Annotated in this window: 26 protein-coding genes and 1 other RNA gene; 13 read left to right on the top strand and 14 right to left on the bottom strand. The window is 56.4% G+C overall.

What is annotated here, in order from left to right:
• Positions 1 to 2 precede the first annotated feature (2 nt).
• Positions 3 to 155 carry a pleiotropic regulatory protein RsmS gene (gene rsmS / locus RT657_RS10895; protein WP_128086417.1) on the top strand — a complete coding sequence of 51 codons (153 nt, stop codon included), beginning with the start codon at positions 3 to 5 and terminating at the stop codon, positions 153 to 155.
• Here rsmS and acrR read toward each other — a convergent pair.
• On the bottom strand, positions 152 to 790 hold the full coding sequence (gene acrR, locus RT657_RS10890; protein WP_313654457.1) for a multidrug efflux transporter transcriptional repressor AcrR: 639 nt from the start codon (positions 788 to 790) through the stop codon (positions 152 to 154). The two genes, rsmS and acrR, sit on opposite strands and share 4 nt — an antisense overlap.
• A 141-nt stretch (positions 791 to 931) precedes the next feature.
• Between acrR and RT657_RS10885 the strand changes: the two genes are divergently transcribed.
• From RT657_RS10885 to ykgO, 4 genes are all read left to right on the top strand, one after another.
• Positions 932 to 2,131 carry an efflux RND transporter periplasmic adaptor subunit gene (locus RT657_RS10885; RefSeq protein WP_313654456.1) on the top strand — a complete coding sequence of 400 codons (1,200 nt, stop codon included), beginning with the start codon at positions 932 to 934 and terminating at the stop codon, positions 2,129 to 2,131.
• A 16-nt stretch (positions 2,132 to 2,147) separates the two neighbouring features.
• On the top strand, positions 2,148 to 5,303 hold the full coding sequence (locus RT657_RS10880) for an efflux RND transporter permease subunit (protein ID WP_313654455.1): 3,156 nt from the start codon (positions 2,148 to 2,150) through the stop codon (positions 5,301 to 5,303).
• A 199-nt stretch (positions 5,304 to 5,502) separates the two neighbouring features.
• Complete coding sequence (locus RT657_RS10875; RefSeq protein WP_313654453.1) at positions 5,503 to 5,763, top strand: type B 50S ribosomal protein L31; 261 nt, start codon at positions 5,503 to 5,505, stop codon at positions 5,761 to 5,763.
• Positions 5,764 to 5,766: 3 nt separating this feature from the next.
• Positions 5,767 to 5,907, top strand: coding sequence for a type B 50S ribosomal protein L36 (ykgO, locus tag RT657_RS10870; RefSeq protein ID WP_111140302.1), 141 nt, complete (start codon positions 5,767 to 5,769; stop codon positions 5,905 to 5,907).
• Positions 5,908 to 5,952: 45 nt separating this feature from the next.
• Here the strand turns inward: ykgO and RT657_RS10865 are convergent, their stop codons facing one another.
• From RT657_RS10865 to RT657_RS10855, 3 genes are read right to left on the bottom strand one after another with little or no spacing between them, the layout of a single operon-like run.
• The gene (locus RT657_RS10865; RefSeq protein ID WP_313654452.1) at positions 5,953 to 6,831 is read right to left on the bottom strand and encodes a metal ABC transporter substrate-binding protein; all 879 of its coding nucleotides are present in this window, start codon (positions 6,829 to 6,831) and stop codon (positions 5,953 to 5,955) included.
• A gap of 15 nt (positions 6,832 to 6,846) precedes the next feature.
• Positions 6,847 to 7,686, bottom strand: a complete 840-nt coding sequence (locus RT657_RS10860) for a metal ABC transporter permease (protein WP_313654449.1) — start codon at positions 7,684 to 7,686, stop codon at positions 6,847 to 6,849.
• A complete protein-coding gene (locus tag RT657_RS10855; RefSeq protein ID WP_313654447.1) occupies positions 7,683 to 8,348 on the bottom strand; it encodes a metal ABC transporter ATP-binding protein in 666 nt (221 codons plus the stop codon). Before RT657_RS10855 ends, RT657_RS10860 begins: the two co-directional genes overlap by 4 nt.
• A 337-nt stretch (positions 8,349 to 8,685) precedes the next feature.
• On the opposite strand from RT657_RS10855, the gene RT657_RS10850 reads away from it, so the two are divergent.
• The 3 genes from RT657_RS10850 (at position 8,686) to RT657_RS10840 (ending at position 9,804) form a co-directional block, all read left to right on the top strand.
• Positions 8,686 to 9,039 (top strand): hypothetical protein, encoded by a 354-nt coding sequence (locus RT657_RS10850; protein WP_313654446.1) that lies wholly within the window; start codon positions 8,686 to 8,688, stop codon positions 9,037 to 9,039.
• 147 nt (positions 9,040 to 9,186) lie between these two features.
• Entirely contained in the window at positions 9,187 to 9,564 is a 378-nt protein-coding gene (tomB, locus tag RT657_RS10845; protein ID WP_313654445.1) for an Hha toxicity modulator TomB, read from the top strand.
• Positions 9,565 to 9,585: 21 nt separating this feature from the next.
• Positions 9,586 to 9,804 carry an HHA domain-containing protein gene (locus tag RT657_RS10840; protein ID WP_313654647.1) on the top strand — a complete coding sequence of 73 codons (219 nt, stop codon included), beginning with the start codon at positions 9,586 to 9,588 and terminating at the stop codon, positions 9,802 to 9,804.
• 132 nt (positions 9,805 to 9,936) lie between these two features.
• Here the strand turns inward: RT657_RS10840 and ffs are convergent.
• An RNA gene (gene ffs, locus RT657_RS10835) (signal recognition particle sRNA small type) lies at positions 9,937 to 10,033 on the bottom strand.
• Between the two features lie 175 nt (positions 10,034 to 10,208).
• On the opposite strand from ffs, the gene RT657_RS10830 reads away from it, so the two are divergent.
• The gene (locus RT657_RS10830; RefSeq protein ID WP_313654444.1) at positions 10,209 to 10,520 is read left to right on the top strand and encodes an MGMT family protein; all 312 of its coding nucleotides are present in this window, start codon (positions 10,209 to 10,211) and stop codon (positions 10,518 to 10,520) included.
• Between the two features lie 36 nt (positions 10,521 to 10,556).
• On the opposite strand, the gene RT657_RS10825 is transcribed toward RT657_RS10830, so the two are convergent.
• Positions 10,557 to 11,114, bottom strand: a complete 558-nt coding sequence (locus tag RT657_RS10825) for a YbaY family lipoprotein (RefSeq protein WP_313654443.1) — start codon at positions 11,112 to 11,114, stop codon at positions 10,557 to 10,559.
• Positions 11,115 to 11,304: 190 nt separating this feature from the next.
• Here RT657_RS10825 and tesB point away from each other — a divergent pair, with 190 nt between their 5' ends.
• On the top strand, positions 11,305 to 12,168 hold the full coding sequence (gene tesB / locus RT657_RS10820; RefSeq protein WP_313654441.1) for an acyl-CoA thioesterase II: 864 nt from the start codon (positions 11,305 to 11,307) through the stop codon (positions 12,166 to 12,168).
• Between the two features lie 45 nt (positions 12,169 to 12,213).
• On the opposite strand, the gene amtB is transcribed toward tesB, so the two are convergent.
• From amtB to RT657_RS10795, 5 genes are all read right to left on the bottom strand, one after another.
• Positions 12,214 to 13,500, bottom strand: coding sequence for an ammonium transporter AmtB (amtB, locus tag RT657_RS10815; protein WP_313654439.1), 1,287 nt, complete (start codon positions 13,498 to 13,500; stop codon positions 12,214 to 12,216).
• Between the two features lie 34 nt (positions 13,501 to 13,534).
• Entirely contained in the window at positions 13,535 to 13,873 is a 339-nt protein-coding gene (gene glnK / locus RT657_RS10810) for a P-II family nitrogen regulator (protein ID WP_003850469.1), read from the bottom strand.
• A gap of 257 nt (positions 13,874 to 14,130) precedes the next feature.
• Positions 14,131 to 15,906, bottom strand: coding sequence for a SmdB family multidrug efflux ABC transporter permease/ATP-binding protein (locus RT657_RS10805; RefSeq protein ID WP_313654437.1), 1,776 nt, complete (start codon positions 15,904 to 15,906; stop codon positions 14,131 to 14,133).
• Positions 15,899 to 17,668 carry a SmdA family multidrug ABC transporter permease/ATP-binding protein gene (locus RT657_RS10800; protein WP_313654436.1) on the bottom strand — a complete coding sequence of 590 codons (1,770 nt, stop codon included), beginning with the start codon at positions 17,666 to 17,668 and terminating at the stop codon, positions 15,899 to 15,901. Before RT657_RS10800 ends, RT657_RS10805 begins: the two co-directional genes overlap by 8 nt.
• A 24-nt stretch (positions 17,669 to 17,692) precedes the next feature.
• Positions 17,693 to 18,154, bottom strand: coding sequence for an Lrp/AsnC family transcriptional regulator (locus RT657_RS10795; protein WP_313654434.1), 462 nt, complete (start codon positions 18,152 to 18,154; stop codon positions 17,693 to 17,695).
• Between the two features lie 116 nt (positions 18,155 to 18,270).
• On the opposite strand from RT657_RS10795, the gene RT657_RS10790 reads away from it, so the two are divergent.
• The gene (locus RT657_RS10790; protein ID WP_313654433.1) at positions 18,271 to 19,305 is read left to right on the top strand and encodes a PLP-dependent cysteine synthase family protein; all 1,035 of its coding nucleotides are present in this window, start codon (positions 18,271 to 18,273) and stop codon (positions 19,303 to 19,305) included.
• Between the two features lie 34 nt (positions 19,306 to 19,339).
• Here RT657_RS10790 and cof read toward each other — a convergent pair whose 3' ends face one another.
• Positions 19,340 to 20,161 (bottom strand): HMP-PP phosphatase, encoded by an 822-nt coding sequence (gene cof / locus RT657_RS10785; protein ID WP_313654430.1) that lies wholly within the window; start codon positions 20,159 to 20,161, stop codon positions 19,340 to 19,342.
• A 92-nt stretch (positions 20,162 to 20,253) separates the two neighbouring features.
• Between cof and RT657_RS10780 the strand changes: the two genes are divergently transcribed.
• Together RT657_RS10780 and queC are read left to right on the top strand one after the other, a co-directional pair.
• Entirely contained in the window at positions 20,254 to 21,984 is a 1,731-nt protein-coding gene (locus tag RT657_RS10780; RefSeq protein WP_313654429.1) for an SgrR family transcriptional regulator, read from the top strand.
• Positions 21,985 to 22,012: 28 nt separating this feature from the next.
• A complete protein-coding gene (gene queC / locus RT657_RS10775; RefSeq protein ID WP_313654427.1) occupies positions 22,013 to 22,708 on the top strand; it encodes a 7-cyano-7-deazaguanine synthase QueC in 696 nt (231 codons plus the stop codon).
• 49 nt (positions 22,709 to 22,757) lie between these two features.
• Here the strand turns inward: queC and RT657_RS10770 are convergent, their stop codons facing one another.
• Together RT657_RS10770 and RT657_RS10765 are read right to left on the bottom strand one after the other, a co-directional pair.
• Complete coding sequence (locus RT657_RS10770) at positions 22,758 to 23,156, bottom strand: YbgC/FadM family acyl-CoA thioesterase (RefSeq protein ID WP_313654425.1); 399 nt, start codon at positions 23,154 to 23,156, stop codon at positions 22,758 to 22,760.
• Positions 23,157 to 23,248: 92 nt separating this feature from the next.
• On the bottom strand, positions 23,249 to 23,608 hold the full coding sequence (locus RT657_RS10765; protein ID WP_313654423.1) for a helix-hairpin-helix domain-containing protein: 360 nt from the start codon (positions 23,606 to 23,608) through the stop codon (positions 23,249 to 23,251).
• Positions 23,609 to 23,723: the final 115 nt, after the last annotated feature.

Genomic DNA, 23,723 nt, shown 5'->3' with positions numbered 1-23,723 from the left:
TGATGTCCCTGGAAAATGCCCCTGATGACGTCAAACTGGCGGTTGATCTGATTCAGCTTCTGGAAGAGCATCAATTGCCGGTGGAGACGGTGCTCTCCGCGCTGGCGATGGTTCAGCGCGATTTCGAGAACAAGCGCGATAGCCAGTCGGCTTAGTGGCCGGCGGTCAGCGTCGGGCTGAGACGCAGCATATCGATAACGGCGTTGACCAGCGTGGGTGCGTACGCTGACAGATCAAAACTCTCTGGCGCAAACAGCCAGCTCTCCATCATCCCGTTAACATAACCGCGAAGGATTAGCGCGGCCTGACGTGTGCTGAGCGTGTCCGGCAGTTGGCCTGCCTCAATACACTGGCGCAGGACATCTTCAATCTTGTCATAGCATTCCAGCAGTAAACTTTGTTGCATACTCTTCAGCGCTGACATTTCACCCACAAATTCGCATTTGTGGAAAATGATCTCCATCAGAGCACGACGCTGAGGATCCTTTGCTGTCGCATCAAAGATATAGACCAGCATTGCGCGCAACACAGAGAGTGGATCCCCCGGGTATTTTGTCTGATACTCAAGTTCCACATCGTCCAGACCAGCATCACAACGAAGCCATATTTCGTGTAATACATCGGCTTTATTTTTAAAGTGCCAGTAGATTGCGCCTCGCGTGACGCTGGCCGCGGTTGCAATGTCTGCCAGAGAGGTGGCTGAGACGCCCTGTTGTGAAAACAGAATGATGGCGGCATCGAGAATTTGATGACGCGTTTCAAGTGCTTGCGCTTTGGTTTTTCGTGCCATAAGGGGCTTTTTTTACAAACGGGTAAGTTTACATACATTTGTGAATGTATGTACCATAGCATGACCTGCGACCTGACACAGCAATGGGTTTCCAGTTTGTGATCCATTGACCAATTGATACCGGACACTAGAGGTTTATTTATGAATAAAAACAGAGGATTATCGCCTCTGGCGGCCGCCCTGATGCTATCAGGCAGCTTTTTATTAACAGGATGTGACAACAATAAATCCGAACAAGCCGCCCAGCAGCAGCAACCGCCAGCCGTGGGTGTGGTGACGCTGAAAACTGAGCCCCTTAAGATTTCAACTGAATTACCCGGCCGCACCTCGGCATATCGTGTGGCTGAAGTCCGTCCGCAGGTGTCCGGTATCATTCTGAAGCGTAATTTTGTTGAAGGCAGCGATATTAAAGCGGGTCAGTCTCTCTATCAGATCGATCCAGCGACCTATCAGGCCGCCTATGACAGCGCCAAAGGCGACTTAACGCAGGCGCAGGCGAATGCCCGTATCGCGCAACTGACCGTTAAGCGTTACAAGCCGCTGCTCGGCACGAAATATATCAGTCAGCAGGATTACGACACCGCCGTGGCGACCGCCGCACAAAACGAGGCCGCCGTTCAGGTTGCCAAAGCCAATGTGGAAACGGCCCGTATTAACCTGGCCTATACCCGCGTGACCTCCCCTATCAGTGGCCGAATCGGCAAATCGTCAGTCACGGAAGGTGCGCTGGTACAGAGCGGACAGACCACCGCGCTGGCCACGGTTCAGCAACTGGATCCGATGTATGTCGATGTCACACAGTCGAGCGAAGATTTTATGCGCCTGCGTTCAGAGCTGGAATCAGGTCAGCTGAAGCAGAATGACGGCAAAGCCAACGTTACCCTGCTGATGCAGGATGGCAGCAGCTATGCGCAGACGGGCACCCTGGAGTTTTCCGACGTGACCGTTGATGAAACCACCGGTTCTATCACGCTGCGCGCCATCGTGCCAAACCCGAACCATACCCTGCTACCGGGCATGTTTGTCCGTGCGCGTCTGGATGAGGGCACCAATCCGAATGCACTGCTGGTGCCACAGCAGGCGGTCACCCGCACCCCAACCGGTCAGGCCACGGTGATGGTGGTGGGTGCGGATAATAAAGTGGAATCACGTCCGGTCACCACCTCGCAGGCGATTGGCGACAAGTGGCTGGTCACGGGCGGTGTAAAAGCGGGCGAGCGCGTGATCAGCACCGGTCTCCAGCGTGCCAAACCTGGCGCACAGGTTACTCCACAAGAAGTCTCAGACGATGCGAAAGCGGCACCCGATGCAAAGCCGCAGTCTGACAAGTCATCGTCATAACAGGAGCCGTTGATTCATGGCTAAGTTCTTTATCGATCGCCCCATCTTTGCGTGGGTGCTCGCCATCATCATCATGCTGGTCGGTGCGCTATCGATTCTCAAACTTCCGATCGAGCAATATCCCAATGTTGCGCCGCCGGCGATTGAGATTCAGGCCTCTTACCCGGGTGCGGATGCGAAAACGCTACAGGACTCGGTGACGCAGGTCATCGAGCAGAACATGAACGGTATCGACGGACTGATGTATATGTCCTCGAGCAGTGACTCTTCCGGTACGCTGACCCTGACGCTCTCGTTTGAGTCAGGCACCGATGCAGATATCGCCCAGGTTCAGGTGCAGAACAAACTGCAGCTGGCGACGCCACTGCTGCCGCAGGAAGTTCAGCAACAGGGGATTCAGGTTAAAAAATCCTCCAGCAGCTTCCTGATGGTGGCCGGTTTCATCAGCGACGACGACAATATGACGCAGAACGATATTTCTGACTATATTTCGTCAACCATCAAGGATCCGCTGAGCCGTACCAAGGGCGTGGGTGATACCCAGGTCTTCGGTGCGCAGTATGCTATGCGTATCTGGATGGATCCGCACAAGCTGAATAACTACAACCTGACGCCGGTTGATGTGATCAGCGCGCTGAATACCCAGAACACCCAGGTGGCAGCCGGTCAGTTAGGCGGTACGCCACCGGTTCCGGGTCAGCAGCTTAACGCCTCGATCATTGCGCAGACCCGTCTGACCTCTACCGATGAGTTCGGCAAAATCCTGCTCAAGGTTAATGAGGATGGCTCTCAGGTTCGCCTGCGTGACGTGGCAAAGATCGAACTGGGAGCGGAAAACTACGAGATCATCGCCCGCTACAACGGCAAGCCAGCATCCGGTATCGGTATCAAGCTGGCCACCGGTGCGAATGCGCTGGATACCGCCAATGCGGTGAAAGCCGAGCTGGCTAAAATGCAGTCGACCTTCCCGGCCGGCATGAAAGTGGTCTATCCGTATGACACCACGCCCTTCGTAAAAATCTCGATTTTCGAAGTTGTGAAAACGCTGATTGAAGCGATTGTGCTGGTGTTCCTGGTCATGTACCTCTTCCTGCAGAACTTCCGCGCGACGCTGATCCCGACTATCGCCGTGCCGGTGGTTCTGCTGGGTACGTTTGCCGTGATCAGTGCTTTCGGTTACTCGATAAACACCCTGACGATGTTCGGGATGGTGCTGGCGATCGGCCTGCTGGTGGATGACGCCATCGTCGTGGTCGAGAACGTCGAGCGCGTCATGGCCGAAGAGGGCCTGCCGCCAAAAGAGGCGACCAAACGCTCCATGGAGCAGATCCAGGGCGCCCTGGTCGGTATCGCGCTGGTGCTGGCTGCGGTCTTCATTCCGATGGCGTTCTTTGGCGGATCGACCGGCGTGATTTATCGTCAGTTCTCCATCACCATCGTTTCTGCCATGGCCCTGTCGGTGCTGGTCGCCTTTATTCTGACGCCGGCACTCTGCGCCACCATGCTGAAGCCGATTGAAAAAGGCGAGCACAGCAAAACCACCGGTTTCTTCGGCTGGTTCAACCGCATGTTCGACAAGAGCACTAACCACTATGTGGACAGTGTGGGCCACATGATCCGCAGTACCGGTCGCTATATGCTGATCTATCTGCTGATCGTGGTGGGTATGGCGTTTCTGTTTATGCGACTGCCCTCCTCCTTCTTACCGGAAGAGGACCAGGGGCTGCTGCTGGCTCAGGCTCAGCTGCCTGCCGGTGCAACCCAGGAGCGTACCCAGAAGGTTCTGGACCAGGTCACCGACTACTTCCTGACTAAAGAGAAGGATTCGGTTAAATCCGTGTTTACCGTTAACGGCTTCGGCTTTGCCGGTCGCGGACAGAACACCGGTATCGCTTTCGTCAGTCTCAAACCCTGGGATGAACGTACCAGCAGTGACCTGAAAGTGCCGGCAATCGCGGGCCGTGCCATGCAGGCACTGGGCGCGATCAAAGATGCGATGGTGATTCCGTTCAACCTGCCTGCGATTATCGAACTGGGTAACGCCACCGGCTTCGACTTCGAGCTGATCGATCAGAATAACCTCGGTCACGAGAAGCTGACGGAAGCGCGTAATCAGCTGTTTGGCATGATCGCTCAGCATCCTGATACCCTGGTAGGTGTGCGTCCGAACGGGCTGGAAGATACCCCGCAGTACAAGCTGACGATCGATCAGGAGAAAGCGCAGGCGCTGGGCGTATCACTGAGTGATATCAACACCACGCTGGCAGCCTCCTGGGGCGGCTCATACGTTAACGACTTCATTGACCGTGGTCGTGTGAAGAAAGTGTACGTGATGGGTAAGGCGGACTCGCGTATGTTGCCGGATGACATTGGTAAGTGGTACGTGCGAAACAGCAGCGGAACCATGGTGCCTTTCTCAGCCTTCTCAACTGCGAAGTGGCAGTATGGTTCACCGCGCCTTGAGCGTTATAACGGTCTGCCGGCAATGGAGATCCTGGGACAGGCCGCACCGGGCAAGAGTTCGGGCGCGGCGATGGACCTGATGGAAGAGCTGGCGGCGAAACTGCCTGCAGGTATTGGTTATGACTGGACCGGTATGTCTTACCAGGAACGCCTGTCGGGTAACCAGGCCCCTGCCCTCTACGCCATCTCGCTGATTGTGGTCTTCCTCTGTCTCGCCGCACTGTATGAGAGCTGGTCAATTCCGTTCTCGGTCATGCTGGTGGTGCCACTCGGGGTGATCGGTGCGCTGATCTTTACCACGCTGCGAGGCTTGAGCAATGACGTCTACTTCGTGGTGGGATTACTGACAACCATCGGTCTCTCAACCAAGAACGCCATCCTTATCGTCGAATTTGCGAAAGATTTGATGGATAAAGAGGGCAAAGGGCTGATTGAGGCGGCGCTGGAGGCGTGTCGTATGCGTCTGCGTCCTATTCTGATGACGTCACTGGCGTTCATTCTCGGGGTGCTGCCGCTGGCGATCAGTACGGGCGCCGGTTCCGGTTCCCAGAACGCAGTGGGTACGGGCGTTATCGGGGGCATGGTCACCGCAACGCTGTTAGCCATCTTCTTCGTGCCGGTGTTCTTTGTGGTGGTCCGCCGCCGCTTCGGCAAGAAAAAAGACAACGCAGCTAAAGGTCATCCGGTCACCTCTGACCAGACACACTAAGCTGTAACGAATGAAAGGCCGCGCAAGCGGCCTTTTTTTTGCCTGCGTTCTTCCCTTTCACCGGCGGCCCTCTTCAGGTCGCGGCTTTGCCCTTCCCTTTTGCCTCTCGCTTTACGCTTTCCGGACCTGCTGATCGTTGCAATCCTGGGCGGCCTGCTGCATACTATTGTTATAGTATAACATTACATTTGAGAGCATTATGAAAGCGAATATTCATCCTCACTATCGTCCGGTGGTCTTCCACGACACGTCAGCTGATGTCTGGTTCAAAATCGGATCGACCATCAAAACCGAACGTACCGTGGAATTTGAAGGCGAAACCCTGCCCTACGTCACCCTGGATGTGTCATCGGCCTCACACGTTTTCTACACCGGTAAACAGAAAGATTTCGCCAAAGAGGGCAGCACCGCACGCTTTAACCAGCGTTTCGGGTCTTTCCTGGGCGCAAAGAGGAAGTAAGTCATGCAGGTTGTCAGCTCATTGCGCTCCGCTAAAAATCGCCATCGCGATTGCAAAGTAGTGCGCAGGAAAGGACGTGTTTACGTTATCTGTAAAACCAATCCACGTTTTAAAGCAGTACAGGGAAGAAAAAAAAGACGCTAGTATGTGTCGTGATGACTGGCCGGGCTTGCCCGGCCTTTTTTATGCTTACTGCATGCTCTTCAGCATCGCATTCACGTTATGTTTAAAGGCGGCCTGATAGGTCGCCGCCGGACCAGAGGCCGTGGACAGGGCTTCCGGATAGAGCTCGCCTCCCGGCTCCGCGCCGGTGGCACTGGCGATCTGCCTGACCAGACGCGGGTCGGTCTGGTTCTCAATAAAATAGCGGGTAATGTGCTGCTGCTTCAGCTGGGTAATTAAGGCGCCCACATTGCTGGCGCTCGCTTCTGCTTCCGTAGAAAAGCCCACCGGTGCCAGGAACGTCACGCCATAGCGCTGACCGAAGTAACCAAACGCATCGTGGCTGGTCAGCACTTTGCGTTTATCGACCGGTACGCGATCAAAGGCAGTTTTCGCCCAGCGATCCAGCGCCTGCAGCTGCTCTATATAGTTCTGTCCGCGCTGACGGATGGCCGGTGCATCTTCAGGATCGGCTTTGACCAGCGCATTCATCACGTTTGTCGCGTAAATCACGCCGTTCTGCATACTGTTCCAGGCGTGCGGATCGGTGATGGTTTTGCCCTCATCCTCCATGCTGCGGGTGGTGACGCCCGCTGAAGCGACAACGGGCTGCCCGCGATAGCCAGAGGCGGTGACCAGCCGATCCATCCACCCTTCCAGGCCCAGTCCGCTGACAAACACCAGGTCGGCCTTCGCCAGCGCCTCGCTGTCCTGCGGTGTCGGTTCAAAGGTATGGGGATCGCCATTCGGCCCCACCAGACTTTTTACTTTCACATGATCGCCGCCCACCTGCTTGACGATATCGCCCAGTACGGTAAAGCTGGCCACGACATCCACCGTTTTTGCCATCGTCACAGGCGCGGCAAACAGCGCAGCGAGCGCCAGCGTTACGGGTAATTTTTTCATAATGTCCTCTTAGATTTAATGGCGGCGTAAAATTCCGCCGCACGGCCCTGTCAGAATGGAAAGAAAGAAGAGCATGGCGGCGCTCAGCACCACTGCGGGTCCGGCTGGCAGGGAGAAGTGCCAGGAGAGCATCAGGCCCACCAGCGCCGATACCATGGCGATCACCATCGCAATAAGCAGCATGGCCGCCAGATGACGGCTCCAGAAACGTGCACTGGCGGCGGGCAGCATCATTAATCCCACCGACATCAGGGTGCCCAGCACCTGAAAACCGGCCACCAGATTCAGGACCACCAGCATTAAAAACAGACCATGAACCAGCGGGGCGCTCCATTTTCCCTGTGCCCGCAGGAAGTCACTGTCAAACGCATCAATCACCAGCGGCCGATAGATGACAGCCAGCATAATCAGCGTAAACGCCGCGATGCCAGCGACCAGCAGCAGGGCCGCGTTATCCACTGCCAGCAGCGAACCAAACAGCACATGCAGCAGATCCACGCCTGAGCCTCGCAGGGAAACCAGCGTCACGCCCAGTGCCAGTGAACCCAGATAAAATCCGGCAAAGCTGGCATCCTCTTTCAGCGGTGTATAGCGGCTCACGGCGCCAGAGAGCAACGCCACGGCTAAACCGGCGATCAGCCCTCCCACGCCCATGGCAACCAGTGACAGGCCAGAGATCAGATAACCGATGGCGGCCCCTGGCAGCACCGCGTGGGATAACGCGTCGCCGATCAGACTCATACGGCGCAACGAAAGAAATACGCCGAGCGGGGTGGCGCTGACAGCCAGTGCCAGGCAGGCGACCAGCGCGCGTCGCATAAAACCGAACTCAATAAAAGGCTGTATCAGGGTCACGGCTCCACACTCCACGCCGCAGATAACGGTGAACAGCGCGCACTATCGCCTTCATCCATTGAGAGTACGCGGCTGAAATAGCGGGCCACCAGCGGACGATCGTGCAGAACCACCAGCAGCGTAGTCCCCGCCCGCTGCTCCTCCTCCAGGATCGACATCAAGAGTGTTACCGTCTGGCTGTCGATGCCGTTAAATGGCTCATCCAGCAGCCAGAGCGCGCTGCGCTGCAGCATCAGCCGGGCAAACAGTACGCGCTGAAGCTGGCCGCCTGACAGGGTTGCAGGCTGGGCAGTGGCAAAATCATGCATCTGTACCGCCTCGAGTACCTGCCAGATTTCCCGGCGCAGCATCCGGTTAATACCGCCGAACCAGCCGCAGCGAGGCCAGCAGCCCATTGAGACCAGTTCAAAGACGGTCAGGGGAAAACGGGTTTCCAGTTCGGTACGCTGCGGTAACCAGCCGACATCCCGCCGCGCAATCTGCAGTTCGCAGCGTCCGGCTATCGGGGGCAACAGACCCGCAATCGTCTTAAGCAGCGTCGATTTGCCGCTGCCGTTCGCACCGACCAGAGCGGTCATTGAGCCTGCAGTGAGCTGGCCGTTCAGGGCCGGGGTAACGGCCTCACCCTGGTAGCCCGCCCGCAGCGAATCAAACCGGATCATGCGCTAATCCCCCATTTCATCGCCACGGCAAGCAGCGCAATAATCAGCAGTGCAACAGCCAGCCGCCCGCCCAGTGACATAAGTAATCCGCTCTGACGCATCAGTTCACCAATATGTTATAACATAACAATAAGCATACCTGATGTTGTGCGTGGTCAAACGGGAGAATGTGTATCAAAAGATAAACAGGCGGGGAGTGGCAGACGGGCCTGAACAGAAGAAACGTGTGCAGTCACGCTCACCCTGTTTCTGAACTGACGCTTTTGTGCTTCGCAGACTTGCAAACCCGTTGCAGAAAACCAATGATAGGTTATTAATAGTCTTAAGTGGACTGGATATGCTGTCACGCATTGAATGTAATATTGCCGCAGGCGAAACGGACTGCGCAAAAATAGCTGAAGTTGTTCAGCGGAATATTCTCAAAATAACCGTTCTCCTGGTAGGCGATTTACGCTGGTATTCACAAAATGCCCGGTTCGTTCCAGGTAGTTTAAAAATTATTTCTGTTGAATATCGGGCTCTGAATAGTTTTAAATTACTTTACGATTTTGACTGGAATTTATTTAGCCCCTGTCAGGATCTGAATGAAACAGTGACCCAGTCGGAACAGGTAAACTTTCACATCAGGCCCGGCGCACTTGAGTTTGATGTCATCGACAATCAGCAACCCTCCCCTGGCGATGAATTGTAATATTTGGTAATGGAGGTGAGCAGAACTAATGGTTTTACACTATCTTTAGGATGTCCCGTTTAATAACTGCCCCGATAATCGCTTCCTGGCCGCGTTATCCTATCGCGCCGCCCTGCGGCAACTGTGCTAGCTATGGAGGGGAAAAAGATGGACGAATACTCACCGAAACGGCATGATATTGCGCAGCTTAAATACCTGTGTGAGAGTCTGTTTGACGAGAGTATGGCATCATTAACTGACAGTCATCATGGCTGGGTAAATGATCCTACTTCCGAAAGCAATTTGCAGCTTAATGATTTGATTGAGCATATCGCCTCTTTCACCATGAATTACAAAATCAAGCACGTTGAAGATGAAGCGCTGATTTCGCAAATCGATGAATATCTTGACGATACTTTTATGCTATTCAGCAACTATAGTGTCACAGGTCCGGATCTTCAGCGGTGGCGACGTTCAGCGAAACGCTTATTTAATCTGTTCACTGAAGAGTGCGCTTTTCTCCAGCAGCCGAGCCATTCGTTATAGTACTGAGATGAGAACGGTTTAATTATGAACAAAACCCTGACAAAAACCGATTATTTGATGCGACTGCGGCGCTGTCGCTCACTGGATACCCTGGAAAGGGTGATTGAAAAAAATAAGTATGAATTATCAGATGAGGAATTAGCCATATTCTATTCAGCGGCTGACCATCGTCTGGCGGAACTGACGATGAACAAGCTTTACGATAAAGTCCCCGGTTCAGTATGGAAATTTGTCCGTTAATCTAATCGTTTATTGCTGATTTTTACCCCCTGTTTAGTACCAGACATTCCTGCCTGCCGGCAAAGGATCGGCCCGGGCGGGTTTTGCCTGTCTGACGTTCGGGAGGATTTCTGAAGGGATAAATGGTGGGGGCCCTGCCAGCTACATCCCGGCACACGCGTCACCTGCTGCGGCTGCTTCCTTCCGGATCTGACCGAGTTCACAAGCTAGCATTGCGGGAGAACCAACAGGGCCCCCATTGACAAGCCCTCTTTACGAGAGCGGGGGCATTATCTGGGAAGGAGGGGGCAATTGCAAGCGTAGTCGGGGCAACCGTTGTTTTCTTGAACAACCCGCACCACAAAGCGTTCAGCCGCCCTATCCCATGCTAAAATTGAGGTCCTTTTTCCTGATGAAATAAACAGATGGATCAGCCTGACACTTTCCAGCACCGCATCTGGCAGATTGTTGCCGCAATTCCGTATGGTCGCGTTGCCACTTATGGCGATGTTGCTCTGCTGGCCGGTTCGCCACGCGCGGCACGACAGGTCGGCGGCGTGCTGAGCCGCCTGCCTGCAGACACCACACTGCCCTGGCATCGTGTCGTCAACCGGCATGGCACGCTTTCGCTACAGGGAGAGCGTCTCCTGCGTCAGCGGGATGCACTGGCATCAGAGGGGATTGAGATAAGTGATGATGGGCAGCTTGATCTGGCCAGCTGGCGCTGGCAATTTTAGACAGTAAAAGGGCGACAGCGTCGCCCCGAAAAAAGCTTAAATGTGGGTGGGTGCCGGAACCGCAGCGGATGGTGTCACCATCGTCGGTGAGGTCGAAGGCACGGTGGTCGCCGCGCCTGGCTGAGTCGGCATCGCCATAGACGGAACCGGAACCAGCATCAGCTCAGCTTTGGTGCCACCCTGATTGATCACCGGCTTCACGCCTTCGGTCACAAAGGCCAGCTTGCCATCGATGGCAATCGCCGCGCTTAACAGAATACGGGCGTTGGGCTGAATGTCGGCCGGGTTAAACGGCAGAACGAACTGGAACGGCGCCTGTTTGCCCTCGGTGCGCACAACCCGCTGTGACAGTACTTTTGACGGCGCATCGGCCATTGACGCATCAGACAGCGTCACGGTTAATACGGCATCCGGCGGCAGCGCAATGCGCTGGCGAATATAGATTGAGCCACTGACGTTGGGCTGGGCAATCGCCGTCGTCTGACCCGCCACGGCAGACCCCAGCGTCGGCGTTGGCACAGGTTTACTTTTATCGGCGCATCCCGCAACAGCAACCGCCATAACTACTCCACTGAACACATGCCTGAGTTTCATTGATGTCGTCTCCATTTGATCAAAATGATTATCGGCAGCGAATCCTGCTTACAGCGCTTCACTCGCCGTATGTCCTTAATGTTGGCACAAAAATGAGATTTTGCCTGGCACAGGTAAAGCTGAAAGTCTGATTGACGTTAACTGGTCCGATCTTTCACACTGAGCAGGTTACTACATTGAGGAATGCGCCATGAGTCAGGCACTGCAGAATCTGCTGAATTTATTGAATCTGGAAAAACTGGAAGAGGGTTTATATCGCGGCCAGAGCGAAGATCTGGGTCTGCGCCAGGTCTTTGGCGGTCAGGTAGTGGGTCAGGCGCTGTATGCTGCAAAGCAGACCGTCGCAGAAGATCGCACCGTTCACTCTTTTCACAGTTACTTTTTGCGGCCTGGCGACAGTCAGAAAGCGATTATTTACGATGTTGAAACACTGCGCGATGGCAAAAGCTTCAGTGCCCGCAGGGTCAGTGCTATTCAGAACGGACAACCGATTTTCTATATGACCGCCTCCTTCCAGTCACCGGAGCAGGGGTTTGAACATCAGAATCCGATGCCGCAGGTCACGGGCCCCGGGAATCTGTTAACCGAGCAGGCGATGGCGCAGAAGATGGCTCATCTGCTGCCCGAAAAGCTGCGTGAAAAATTTATTGCCGAACGCCCGCTGGAGATCCGTCCGGTGCAGATCCATAACCCACTGCGGGGACATGTGGATAAGCCTGAGCGTCAGGTCTGGATCCGGGCCACCGGGCCACTGCCTGACGACCTGCGTATCCATCAGTACCTGCTCGGCTATGCCTCAGATCTTAATTTCCTGCCGGTTGCCCTGCAGCCGCACGGCAAAGGTTTTTTAGAGCCGGATATGCAGGTCGCGACGATCGACCACTCTATGTGGTTCCATCGCCCGTTCGACTTCACCGAATGGCTGCTATACAGCGTGGTCAGTACTTCCGCCTCCGGGGCACGTGGCTTTGTCCGGGGTGAGTTTTATAATCAGCAGGGTGTGCTGGTGGCATCTACCGTTCAGGAAGGCGTGATGCGGCAGCGCAGCGAATAAAAAAGGGGCGATTGCTCGCCCCCGATTCTTTTTACTGCCCGGCGATTACTGGTTGTAAGCGTTCTCGCCGTGGCTGTTCACATCCAGACCTTCACGTTCATGCTCTTCCGGCACGCGCAGACCAACAATCATATCGGCCAGCTTGAAGCCGATAAAGGCAACGACACCGGACCAGACAACGGTTACGCCCACACTGAAGATTTGCACCCATACCTGATGGCCCATGGTCACGCCTTGTGCATAACCCACACCGCCCAGTGAAGTGGAGGCGAACACACCGGTCAGGATACAGCCCACGATACCGCACACGCCATGCACGCCGAACACATCGCAGGGATCGTCCACGCGCAGCCATTTTTTCAGGGTAGTTACACCCCACAACCCTGCCAGACCACCGGCCAGGCCGATGATTAACGCGCCGCCCACGCCGACGTAACCACAGGCAGGGGTAATTGCAACCAGTCCGGCAATAAAGCCTGAACAGGCGCCCAGCAGAGAAGGTTTACCGCGCACAGCCCACTCGCCGAAGGTCCATGACAGCACGGCACCTGCGGTCGCAACAACAGTATTCAGGAAGGCCAGTGCCGCGATTTCATTCGCTGCAGACGCGGAACCGGCGTTGAAGCCGAACCAGCCGACATAGAGAATGGCCGTTCCGATAAAGACCATCGGCAGGTTATGGGGTTTAAAGGCTTCTTTACCAAAACCGGCACGTTTGCCTACCAGGTAAGCGCCCACCAGGCCTGCTACCGCGGCGTTAATGTGTACAACGGTACCGCCAGCAAAGTCCAGCGCGCCATCCTGAGCCAGGAAGCCGCCTCCCCAGACCATGTGTGCGATTGGCAGATAAGAGAGCGTCAGCCAGACACCGACAAAGATCAGGACAGCAGAGAAGCGGATACGCTCGGCAATGGCACCGACAATCAGTCCCACAGTGATACAGGCAAAGGAGGCCTGGAACGCCACGTGGATGTACTGATAGAAACTGCCCATAACGGCGGTGAGCTGAATGTTTTTCAGCATCGCCCAGCCAAAGCCGCCGAAAAAGGCGTTGCCTTCGCTGAAGGCCAGCGAGTAGCCGTAAACCACCCACAGTACGCAGACCAGTGAGAAGGTGACCGACACCTGTGTCAGCATCGACAGCACGTTTTTGCCGCGAATCAGACCGCCATAAAAGAGTGCAATACCTGGAATTGACATAAACAGCACCAGTGCGGTGCAAATCATCATAAATGCGTTATCAGCCTTGTCCGCAACGGCAGGGGCGGCCATCGCGAGTGAGGGTAACAGTGCCAGGCTGGTGAGGCCCAACTTCGCTAACATTTTATTCATTTTTATCCCATCCCATCACAGTACTGAGTCGTAATTACAGAGCGGCTTCGTCGGTTTCGCCGGTACGAATACGGATAACGCGCTGCAGTTCAGCCACGAAAATTTTACCGTCGCCAATTTTGCCGGTGTATGCGGCTTTGCTGATAACATCCACCACTTCGTCTAACTGATCGTCGGCAATGGCGATATCAATCTTGACCTTGGGCAGAAAGTTCACGCTGTACTCTGCGCCGCGATAAAGCTCCGCATGGCCCTTCTGACGACCAAATCCTTTCACTTCGGAGACGGTCAGCCCCTGAATGCCGATAGAGGATAAAGCTTCACGCACATCCTCCAGCTTGAATGGCTTAATTACGACGGTAACCAGCTTCATTGGATCCCCTCCAGCGAGTAAATAGGTAACGTTTACGGACACGCAGGGATATAAGCAAAGCCTGTGCCAGAGTGTAAAACCGGCACAAATCAGTGATTCGGATGAGACGCGGCAAGGGGTGGGTTGGTGTGTTGCCTGAACAGGCGCGCAGTATGACGGGGATCACAGTCGCAGAGTGCACTCCTTTGGTGCTTCAGGCGTCAAAGGAGTGCATTTATACAGATTATTCTGATAAAGGTGCGCAAAAAAGGTGCAACTTAGCTTTCCACTGTCGCCGTCGCGCCCGACGCCAGTTCATCACCCGCCTGCTGAAGCTGATACATCTGCCAGTAACGCCCCTGCATTGCCAGTAGTTGCTGATGGGTGCCCTGCTCCACAACGTGACCGCGATGCAGCACCAGAATCTTATCTGCGTCGATAATCGTCGAGAGACGGTGCGCAATCACCACCAGCGTGCTGTGCTGGCGCAGCCTCGTCAGCGTCTGCTGAATGGCCTGCTCCGTGCCGGAGTCAATATTGGCCGTCGCCTCATCCAGGATCAGGATCTGCGGCAGGTCGACCAGCACCCTGGCCAGCGCCAGTAACTGCTTCTGGCCCACCGACAGGTTGTTGCCCTGCTCGCCCAGACGGGTATGAATCCCCTGCGGCAGCGCATGCGCCAGCGGAGCCAGTTGCACCTGCTCCAGCACCTGCCAGACCGTCTCTTCGCTGATGTCACGCCCCAGCCGCACGTTTGCCAGCAGCGTATCGGCGAGCACCACCGGATCCTGCTGCACCATCGCGATACCGTGACGCAGCACGGCGTGGCTCAGATCGCCGATGGGCCGATCGTCAATCCGGATGGCGCCGGGCGTCACCGGGTAATAGCCCATCAGCAGGTTCGCCAGGGTGCTTTTGCCGCTGCCGGTATGCCCCACCAGCGCCACAAATTCACGCGGTGCGACCTCCAGATTGATGTCGCTCAGCACGTTGCGGTTTTCACGGTAGGCAAAGCTCAGCTGGTTCAGCGTAATGCGACCGGACGCCAGAGGCTGCTGGTCGGCACCATACTGCTGCTGGGCCGCATCCATCAGCTCAAAGATTCGCTCACCAGAAACCACCGCCTGCTGCAGCATCGACTGCTGCGTGGTCAGCTCAATCAGCGGCTCATTCAGCCGGCCCAGATAGGTAATGAAAGCGTAAAGTACACCGACCTCAAACACGCCAGGCACGGAGAAGCTGAACAGGATCAGCAGCCCGCACAACACCATGGCGGAGAACAGGCTCAGCAACGGACGCAGCAGAAAGCCATCGAGACGCAGCGTTTCCATACGCGCCAGATAGTGAGAACGGCTCGCTTCGCCCATTCGCTCACCAAATCTGGCCTGCTGACGGAACTGCTGGATCACACTCATGCCGCTGATGACTTCGTTAAACCCGTTGTTGATGTCAGCCAGATAACTGCGGACCCGGCGGGCAATCGGTGTGCTATAGCGCTGATAGATAAACATCACCATGAATACCAGCGGGAATATCATCATCGCCACCAGCGCCATGCGCCAGTCAAGGCTGAACATCGCCACCATCATGGCACCGACCAGCGCCGCACTGCGCAGTACGGTGGAGACCACGGTGACATAGAGATCGCGGATCACTTCGGTGTCGTTGGTGACGCGCGAAATAATCTGCCCGACCGGCTGGGTATCAAAGGCGCTCAGCGGCTGACAGAGCGCCGCGTTCATCACATCACTGCGTAATCGCTGCACCACGCCGATGGCGGCGCGGTTAAACAGCAGCGCCTGCCAGTAATGCAGCATGGCGGCCAGCAGCTGAAGCAGAATAAAACCAGCCACCAGCCCCGCGACCAGCCCCCAGGGCATCTGACGTTTTGCCACCAGGTTATCAATAAAGTAGCTGACCAGCACCGGTCCGGTCACTTCGGCTGCGGCGGCGATCCACAGCATCCCGACGGCCAGCGACAGCGACTTACGCCAGGGGCTGCCGTAGCTGAGCAAACGCTTCAGGGTCGGCCACACGCGTGCGGACTTAGCCATGCGGCACTCCTTTTTCATTTTCATCATCATCCAGCGCGGCTTCCAGCTGCTGGTAGCGGTACATATCGCGATACCAGCCCGCCTGGCTGGTCAGCGCGTCGTGGTCGCCACGCTGCGCCACACGGCCCTGCTGCAGCACCAGAATCTCGCTGGCTTCCGTGAGGGCCGACAGGCGGTGGGCGCTGATAATCAGCGTGCGACCCTGCCCCCAGATGCGCAGGTTATGCAGGATTTCGTGTTCGGTCCGGCCATCCACTGCCGAAAGCGCATCGTCCAGAATCAGGATTTCGGCATTCAGCAGCAGTGCGCGGGCGATCGACAGGCGCTGCTTCTGCCCACCCGACAGCATTACACCCCGCTCACCGACCTCGGTTTCATAGCCCTGCGGCAGACGCAGAATATCGTCATGAACGCAGGCCAGCGTAGCGGCCCGTTCGATCTCCTCGCGGGTGGCATCCGGTTTCCCCAGCGCAATGTTGTTTGCCACGCTGTCGGAGAAAAGAAACGGCGTCTGGCTCACGACCGCCAGACGGCTGCGCCAGCTGTCCAGCCGCAGCTGCGGCAGCGGGATCTGGTGATAGCGAATGTCACCCTGCTGAATATCGAAGTGGCGCTGAATCAGGCTCAGCAGGGTACTTTTGCCACTGCCGGTCGGGCCGCATAGCCCCAGCATCTCGCCCGGTTTCAGCTGGAAGCTGACGTCGCTCAGCACCGGACCGGCGCTGGCCGGATAGTCAAAGGCGCGAATCGCAACCTGCAGCGTGCCGGGTTCGGCTGGCAGAGTGGTGTCGCCATCTTCTACAGCCGGCGCCTCCGCCAGCAGCGCGCTGATGCGGCTCCAGGCCGCGCTGCCGCGCTCGACAATATTAAACATCCACGCCAGTGCCAGCATCGGCCAGATCATCAGGCCCAGGTACATCACAAAGCTGGTGAGCTGGCCCAGCGTCATCTGATCGTGCCACACCAGCCAGCTGCCACCGCCAATCGCCAGCAGGTTAGAGAAGCCGATCGCGATATAGATCGTCGGATCGAAACGGGCATCGACCCGCGCTACGCGCAGGTTTTTTTCCCCGGTATCGCGGGCGATATCGGAGAACTGCTGCGACTGATGCTGCTCAAGCCCGAAAGCTTTTATCATCCGGATACTGGTCAGACTCTCCTGCGTCTGATCGTTAAGGCTGGAAAAAGCGGCCTGAGCCAGCTTAAAGCGGTGATGCAGCTGATTGCCGTAGCGATGAATTACGAGTGCCATGATCGGCATGGGTACCAGCGCAAGCAGCGTCAGTTGCCAGCTAATCTGCGTGCTCATGACCAGCAGCACTACGCAGCCCATCACCAGCGAGTCGACCAGTGTCAGAACGCCCTCTCCGGCGGCAAACACCACCCGATCCACATCATTCGTCGCGCGGGCGATCAGATCGCCGGTGCGATGACGCAGATAGAAAGCCGGTTGCTGGCGGCTCAGCTGGCGATAAAAATTTTCGCGCAGCTCAACCGCCAGCTGATAGGAGGCGCCGAACAGCAGCACGCGCCAGACATAGCGCAGCAGATAGACCACCACGGCTGTCGCCAGCATGATCCCGATCCACATCATGATGCGGCCGGTGCTCATATTGTCACGCGTTACGCCATCCACCACCACGCCGACCACATGCGGCGGCAGAAGCTGCAGGATCGCAATCACGATCAGCAGGATGACCGCACCCAGATAGCGCCGCCACTCCCGCAGAAAATACCAACTCAATTGACTGAATAATCGCACAACGCTGTTCTCAATCTCGGGCCCTCAGAGGGCAACAGGTAAGGCCGTGGTGTATTTAATCTCTTCCATAGCAAAGCTGGAGGTAACGTCAATCAGGCCAGGCACACCCTTCACCAGTCGTTTGTAGAAGGCATCATAGCTCTTCATATCGGCCACCTGGATCCGCAGCAGGTAGTCATACTCCCCTGCCATCCGGTAAAAGGCCATCACCTCGGGCATGACGCTGACAACCGAAACAAAGGTCTGATACCACTCCCGGCTATGCTGCTGGGTTTTAACAAACATAAAGGCTGTCAGTGACAGTCCGATTTTATCCCCGTCCAGCAACGCCACGCGCGCGCGAATAATGCCATCATCTTCGAGCTTTTTCAGGCGCTTCCAGCAGGGGGTGGTGGTAAGGTTGACGGCCTCCGCCAGCGATTGCAGTGACAGCGTACAGTCCTGCTGCAGCAGTGCCAGTAATTTCAGGTCAGTTTTATCTAACATTTGCGGCTCCGAGAGAATCATTTTCTCCACTGGTGCGATTTTAGCGGTAATTATGCAATCTCTTTTTCCTGCACGTGCCATAAAATAGCCCTGTTATTTTTTACCGGACGCCTGAGATGCACACCTGCTGGATTCGCCACGCTATCAACGAAATTAACGCTGACTTTCAACGTTCGGCGGAAACCCATCTGATCCGTTTCGAGCTGGCGGACTTCCCCGGCATCTGGTTTTACCTGAAAGATGAGAGCACCCATCCCAGCGGCAGCCTTAAGCATCGGCTGGCCCGCTCGCTGTTTCTCTACGGCCTCTCCAACGGCTGGATTAAACAAAATACGCCGATTATCGAAGCCTCGTCAGGCAGCACTGCCGTTTCTGAGGCGTATTTCGCAAGGCTGCTGGGACTGCCCTTTATTGCGGTGATGCCTGCCAGCACAGCCAGACGAAAAATTGAGCAAATCACCTTTTATGGCGGTCAGTGCCATTTTGTGGAGGATCCCTGCCAGCTCTATGCAGAGTCTGAGCGGCTGGCGCGCGAGCTAAATGGCCACTTTATGGACCAGTTCACCTACGCGGAACGCGCTACCGACTGGCGCGGCAATAACAATATTGCAGAAAGCATTTTCCGCCAGATGCAGCATGAACCCCATCCGATTCCGCATACGGTCATTATGAGTGCTGGCACCGGTGGCACCTCGGCAACGCTGGGCCGCTATATCCGCTATCAGGGACTGGAGACGAAACTGCTGGTGGTCGATCCACAACATTCGGTCTTTTTCGATTACTGGCAGCAGCGTGATGCCACGCTGACCAGCACGCGCGGCAGCCTGATCGAGGGCATTGGCCGTCCCCGGGTAGAACCGTCATTTATGCCGGACGTGATCGATGAAATGCTGAAAGTACCGGATGGTGCGACGCTGGCCGCGATGCTGAAGCTGGAGAGCATTCTGGGACGCAAACCCGGTGCCTCAACCGGCACCAACTTCTGGGGCATGCTGCAGGTGGCAAAACGTTTACGGGCCGCGAATCAGCAGGGATCGCTGGTCACGCTGCTGTGCGACAGCGGCGAGCGCTATCCCGACAGCTACTATCAGCCAGAATGGGTCGCAAAACATATTGGTGATATCACCGCCTGGCAGCGCGAGCTGGCGTAAAAAACCGGACATCCTGTCCGGTACACGGCAAACCTCAGCAGTCGGGGGAATACGCGAGGTGGGGTGTTGCCAGCCAGTGATTTAAGTAATGAGACACCGCCTGTGTCTCGCAATGGCCTATTACCGGCAGATGCGGCAGCGCGGCTTTCAGCTGCGCCATCGCATTGCCCATGATAAAACCCTGTCCGGCCTGCGCCAGCATCTCGCGATCGTTCATCGCATCACCAAACGCCATACACGCCGCCATTGTCAGCGACAGGTGTCCGCACAGCTGACTCAGGGCACTGCCTTTGTTACAGCCTGCGGGCAGCACCTCCAGGCAATTCACGGCAGAAAAACAGATATCGGCCTGATCGCCCAGCGCCGCATCCAGCTCAGTTTTCAGCGCACGCAGGCGCGAGTGCTCGTCGATAAAACAGATTTTGGTCACCTGATGCGCGGGCAGTGCTTTCAAATCGCAGAGCTGATAGCGGAATCCGCTCATCTGATGGGCATTAAGCAGTTCAGGTCGCGGGCGGTCGGTTAACCAGCCCTGGTCGTTGAAAACATGCAGAGAGGCGGACGACTTCCAGTGACCGTGGATCACCGCTTCCGCTACGGCAGCGGGCAGATCCTGCGCAGCAATCAACTGACCGGACGGATCATGGATGCGGGTGCCGTTGCCGGTAATCAGCCACGCGGGCAGCGCCATTTTTTTACTTAACACCTGCATCTCCAGCAGATGACGGCCCGTCGCCAGCACGAGATGAATGCCGCGCTGATGCAGCGCCTGCAGAGTGTCGAGCGTCTGCTGCCCCGGTTGATGATTCGGCAGTAATAGTGTGCCATCCATATCGAATGCGGCTAATCGCACCATGGTTGATCTCCTGCTGAAAGAGGAAGTCCACTATTGCCTGTTAATTGCGGAACTAATAGTGAATACTTTGAAAAAACTGTTCCGGGTTTAGAATGCGCCAGCTTAACCGTCTTAATCAGTTTCAGCGTCTGTGGCAGCAGAGCCAGGGTGCCACACAGCAGACCTGCGTGGCGGAGATGGCCCGCCACTGCATCTGCAGCGAGCGTCACCTGCGAACGCTGCTGTCACACTGGCAGCATGCAGGCTGGCTTCGCTGGCAGGGCGAACCTGGCCGCGGGAAACAGGGGACGCTCCTGTTTCTTCGCACGCCAGAACAGCTACGTCAGCAACTGCTGCAGCGGCAGCTTGAAGCCGGTGAGGCGGCTGATGCCCTGCAGCTACTGGATCTGCCACCGGAAAGGCTGATTAACCTGCTGCGGCCTCTGATGGGAGGGCAGTGGCAGAATGACACGCCGGTTCTGCGCATTCCCTACTATCGGTCTATGGAAAGTACCGATCCACGCCAGATTGCCGGTCGGGCTGAGCAGCATCTGGTTCGTCAGATCTATTCTGGTCTGACACGCTTTGAGCAGGATGAGCCGGTCGGCGATCTGGCGCATCACTGGCAGCACGATGAAACGGCCTGCCACTGGTTATTCTGGCTGCGGCCGCAGCTGGTATGGCACAACGATGAGCCCGTCCAGGCCGGACAGCTGGTCGCACAGTTTCGCCAGCTGTTGCAGGATAAGCGTGTCAGACTGCTGCTGGCTGAGGTGACCAGCGTTGATGCACCGCATCAGCTTGCCGTGCGGTTCACCCTTCGTCAGCCGGATTTCTGGCTGCCCCATCGCCTCGCCCACCTGCTGTGCCTGCTGCCCCACCCCACAGAACCCACCATCGGCAGCGGCCCCTGGAGACTGCGGCACTTCAGCCCGGAGCTGGTCAGGATTGAAAGTCATGTGCGCTGGCATCTGCAGCAGCCGCTGCTGCAGGCGGTAGAGTACTGGATCACGCCGCAGCTGTTTGATCCCAGCCTTAGCAGCAGCTGCCGTCATCCGGTGCAGATTGCGATAGGCGAACCTGCCGCACTCAGGACGCTGCAACCGGTCAGCAGCAGCATCAGTCTCGGCTTCTGCTACCTGGTCTGCCGGCCGCGAGCGGGTTTTACCACCGACCAGGCGCGCAGACTCTTTCAGTTAATTCAGCAGAGCGGCATCGTCAGCCGTCTGCCTCTGGATGAAGGATTGATCACCCCCAGCCGGGAGCTGCTGCCCGGCTGGGATGTGCCGCAATTTGATGGCGCCCCGGTTCCTTTACCGCAAACCCTGACGCTGCATTATCAGTTACCGGTAGAGCTGCATGAGATGGCGCAGGCGCTGGTGACGCTGCTGGCCGCGCACGGCTGCACCCTGAAAGTGGTGTTTCATCCGGTAAAAAACTGGCATACCCTCGCCCCGCCTGATGAAGCGGATATCGTCATGGGCGACCGGCTAATTGGCGATGCACCAATCTTTACGCTGGCCAGCTGGCTGCAGCTTGATCCGCTCTGGCGCCCCCTGTGGTCTGCACCGCAGGGCAGAGAGACGGCGGCGCAGCTGCAGGCTATCCGGCAGATGGCGGAGGGAGAGGCCCGAAGCGATATGCTGCATCAGCTCTATCAGCAGATGATGCGTGATGGGATCCTGCTGCCCCTGTTCAATTATCGCTACCAGATCCATGCGCCGCCCGGCGTGGAGGGCATTGAACTGAACACGCTGGGCTGGTTCGATTTCAGCCGCGCCTGGATCCCGCCCCCTGTCGATCCTCCTGCCGCTGTTCAGCAAGGCAGTGAGGCATTACCATAGGCGCAAAATTCATTACCAGGAAAATGCCATGAAACGCGCGGTTGTTGTTTTCAGCGGTGGACAGGATTCCACCACCTGCCTGATCCAGGCTATAAAGCTTTATGATGAAGTCCATTGCGTTACCTTCGACTATGGACAGCGCCACCGGGAAGAGATCGCGGTGGCACAGGATCTGGCGATGAAGTTGGGCGCGCGCGCGCATAAAGTGCTGGATGTCACCATGCTGAACGAACTCGCCGTCAGCAGCCTGACGCGGGATAATATTCCGGTACCGGCTTACGATCCTGCGGCAAATGGTTTGCCCAGTACGTTCGTTCCCGGACGCAATATTCTCTTCCTGACGCTGGCCTCAGTGTATGCGTATCAGGTCGAGGCGGAAGCGGTGATTACCGGCGTCTGTGAAACTGATTTTTCCGGCTACCCTGACTGCCGCGATGAGTTTGTCAAAGCTCTGAACCAGGCGGTGACGCTGGGTATGGCGCGCAATATCCGTTTCGAGACGCCGCTGATGTGGCTTAACAAAGCGGAAACCTGGGCGCTGGCGGACTACTGGCAGCAGCTCTCACTGGTGCGCGAGGAAACACTGACCTGCTATAACGGTGTGAAAGGCGATGGCTGTGGTGAGTGTGCTGCCTGTCATCTGCGAGCCAGGGGCTTAGAGGCGTACCTGAACGATCGGACAGGCATTATGGCCGCCATGAAAGCAAAAAGCGGCCTGAACTAGCGCTCTCTTTCAGGGCGGCAGGGCTTTCTGAACTGTCGCCCTGTTCCGCTCAGGCCATCAGGCGCATCAGTCTTTCGCGCAGTTCTCCTTCCAGCGCAACGGCCTTCTGAGTACGCAAATCTATACAGACAAAGGTCAGTGCAGCATCCGCCACGACAGTTTCCTGACCAGCCAGCATCACCCGCTGCGCAATGATGCCGCTCCTGCCATTTAGCTGGGTAATTTCACTCTCTATCGCCAGTACGTCGCCCAGCACGGCCGGGCGACGGTAGTTGATGTTGATATTGACCACAACGAAAGCGAGCTTCTGCTCCAGCAACCAGTGAAATGCTTCGACCTCTTCCAGCCATTGCCAGCGCGCCTCTTCAAGAAACTCCAGATAGCGCGCATTGTTGACGTGCTGATAAACATCCAGATGATAGCCGCGCACTTTTATTATGGTCTGCATTATGATGCTCTCTCAGGTTAACTGGTTGGACCTGTTCACTTTAGCAGAATCACCAGGGCTGAGCGGATTAAGCATCACCGTTGTGTGCGGCTTCACAGTTTCAGCCGGGCCGCATTGCGCTCGATCAGCGCATTACCGATGCCCGGCACTTCACTGAGTTGCTCAATGGCACTAAACGGCCCGTACTGTTCGCGATAGTTCACAATTGCCTGGGCCTTTTTCAGTCCCACGCCATTCATGGCGGCAGAGAGCTGTTCGGCTGTCGCCTGGTTGATGCTGACCTGTTCCTGCGACGGCGACAGAATGCTCTCCGACGGTGAGGCCAGTGCTCCATTCTGTGTAACGGCGCTGGCCGCCGGTTCGGGTTCCGCAGCCACTGAGACGCTGCTGTGACAGAGTACGCCGCCCAGCGCGAGTGAAAGATAGAGGGCAATGAGTTGAGGTTTAGCCATGCTGTGTTTCTCCTTGTGTGTAAACAGCAGCGACAGCGTGTCACCGCCCGGCACAAGGCTCAAACGCCGGATGACAGAAATGGAAAAGGCCGCGAATGCGGCCTTTAGTGGTTTC

The organism is Pantoea sp. (genome assembly GCF_032114055.1).
GTDB lineage: Bacteria > Pseudomonadota > Gammaproteobacteria > Enterobacterales > Enterobacteriaceae > Pantoea.
This window is presented reverse-complemented; position numbering and strand designations above follow the sequence as displayed.

Bases quoted from the DNA above. Each gene is read 5' to 3' on its own strand.
- rsmS (WP_128086417.1), top strand. From the start codon at position 3: ATGTCCCTGGAAAATGCCCCTGATGACGTCAAACTGGCGGTTGATCTG.
- acrR (WP_313654457.1), bottom strand. From the start codon at position 790: ATGGCACGAAAAACCAAAGCGCAAGCACTTGAAACGCGTCATCAAATT.
- RT657_RS10885 (WP_313654456.1), top strand. From the start codon at position 932: ATGAATAAAAACAGAGGATTATCGCCTCTGGCGGCCGCCCTGATGCTA.
- RT657_RS10880 (WP_313654455.1), top strand. From the start codon at position 2,148: ATGGCTAAGTTCTTTATCGATCGCCCCATCTTTGCGTGGGTGCTCGCC.
- RT657_RS10875 (WP_313654453.1), top strand. From the start codon at position 5,503: ATGAAAGCGAATATTCATCCTCACTATCGTCCGGTGGTCTTCCACGAC.
- ykgO (WP_111140302.1), top strand. From the start codon at position 5,767: ATGCAGGTTGTCAGCTCATTGCGCTCCGCTAAAAATCGCCATCGCGAT.
- RT657_RS10865 (WP_313654452.1), bottom strand. From the start codon at position 6,831: ATGAAAAAATTACCCGTAACGCTGGCGCTCGCTGCGCTGTTTGCCGCG.
- RT657_RS10855 (WP_313654447.1), bottom strand. From the start codon at position 8,348: ATGATCCGGTTTGATTCGCTGCGGGCGGGCTACCAGGGTGAGGCCGTT.
- RT657_RS10850 (WP_313654446.1), top strand. From the start codon at position 8,686: ATGCTGTCACGCATTGAATGTAATATTGCCGCAGGCGAAACGGACTGC.
- tomB (WP_313654445.1), top strand. From the start codon at position 9,187: ATGGACGAATACTCACCGAAACGGCATGATATTGCGCAGCTTAAATAC.
- RT657_RS10830 (WP_313654444.1), top strand. From the start codon at position 10,209: ATGGATCAGCCTGACACTTTCCAGCACCGCATCTGGCAGATTGTTGCC.
- RT657_RS10825 (WP_313654443.1), bottom strand. From the start codon at position 11,114: ATGAAACTCAGGCATGTGTTCAGTGGAGTAGTTATGGCGGTTGCTGTT.
- tesB (WP_313654441.1), top strand. From the start codon at position 11,305: ATGAGTCAGGCACTGCAGAATCTGCTGAATTTATTGAATCTGGAAAAA.
- amtB (WP_313654439.1), bottom strand. From the start codon at position 13,500: ATGAATAAAATGTTAGCGAAGTTGGGCCTCACCAGCCTGGCACTGTTA.
- glnK (WP_003850469.1), bottom strand. From the start codon at position 13,873: ATGAAGCTGGTTACCGTCGTAATTAAGCCATTCAAGCTGGAGGATGTG.
- RT657_RS10805 (WP_313654437.1), bottom strand. From the start codon at position 15,906: ATGGCTAAGTCCGCACGCGTGTGGCCGACCCTGAAGCGTTTGCTCAGC.
- RT657_RS10795 (WP_313654434.1), bottom strand. From the start codon at position 18,154: ATGTTAGATAAAACTGACCTGAAATTACTGGCACTGCTGCAGCAGGAC.
- RT657_RS10790 (WP_313654433.1), top strand. From the start codon at position 18,271: ATGCACACCTGCTGGATTCGCCACGCTATCAACGAAATTAACGCTGAC.
- cof (WP_313654430.1), bottom strand. From the start codon at position 20,161: ATGGTGCGATTAGCCGCATTCGATATGGATGGCACACTATTACTGCCG.
- RT657_RS10780 (WP_313654429.1), top strand. From the start codon at position 20,254: ATGCGCCAGCTTAACCGTCTTAATCAGTTTCAGCGTCTGTGGCAGCAG.
- queC (WP_313654427.1), top strand. From the start codon at position 22,013: ATGAAACGCGCGGTTGTTGTTTTCAGCGGTGGACAGGATTCCACCACC.
- RT657_RS10770 (WP_313654425.1), bottom strand. From the start codon at position 23,156: ATGCAGACCATAATAAAAGTGCGCGGCTATCATCTGGATGTTTATCAG.
- RT657_RS10765 (WP_313654423.1), bottom strand. From the start codon at position 23,608: ATGGCTAAACCTCAACTCATTGCCCTCTATCTTTCACTCGCGCTGGGC.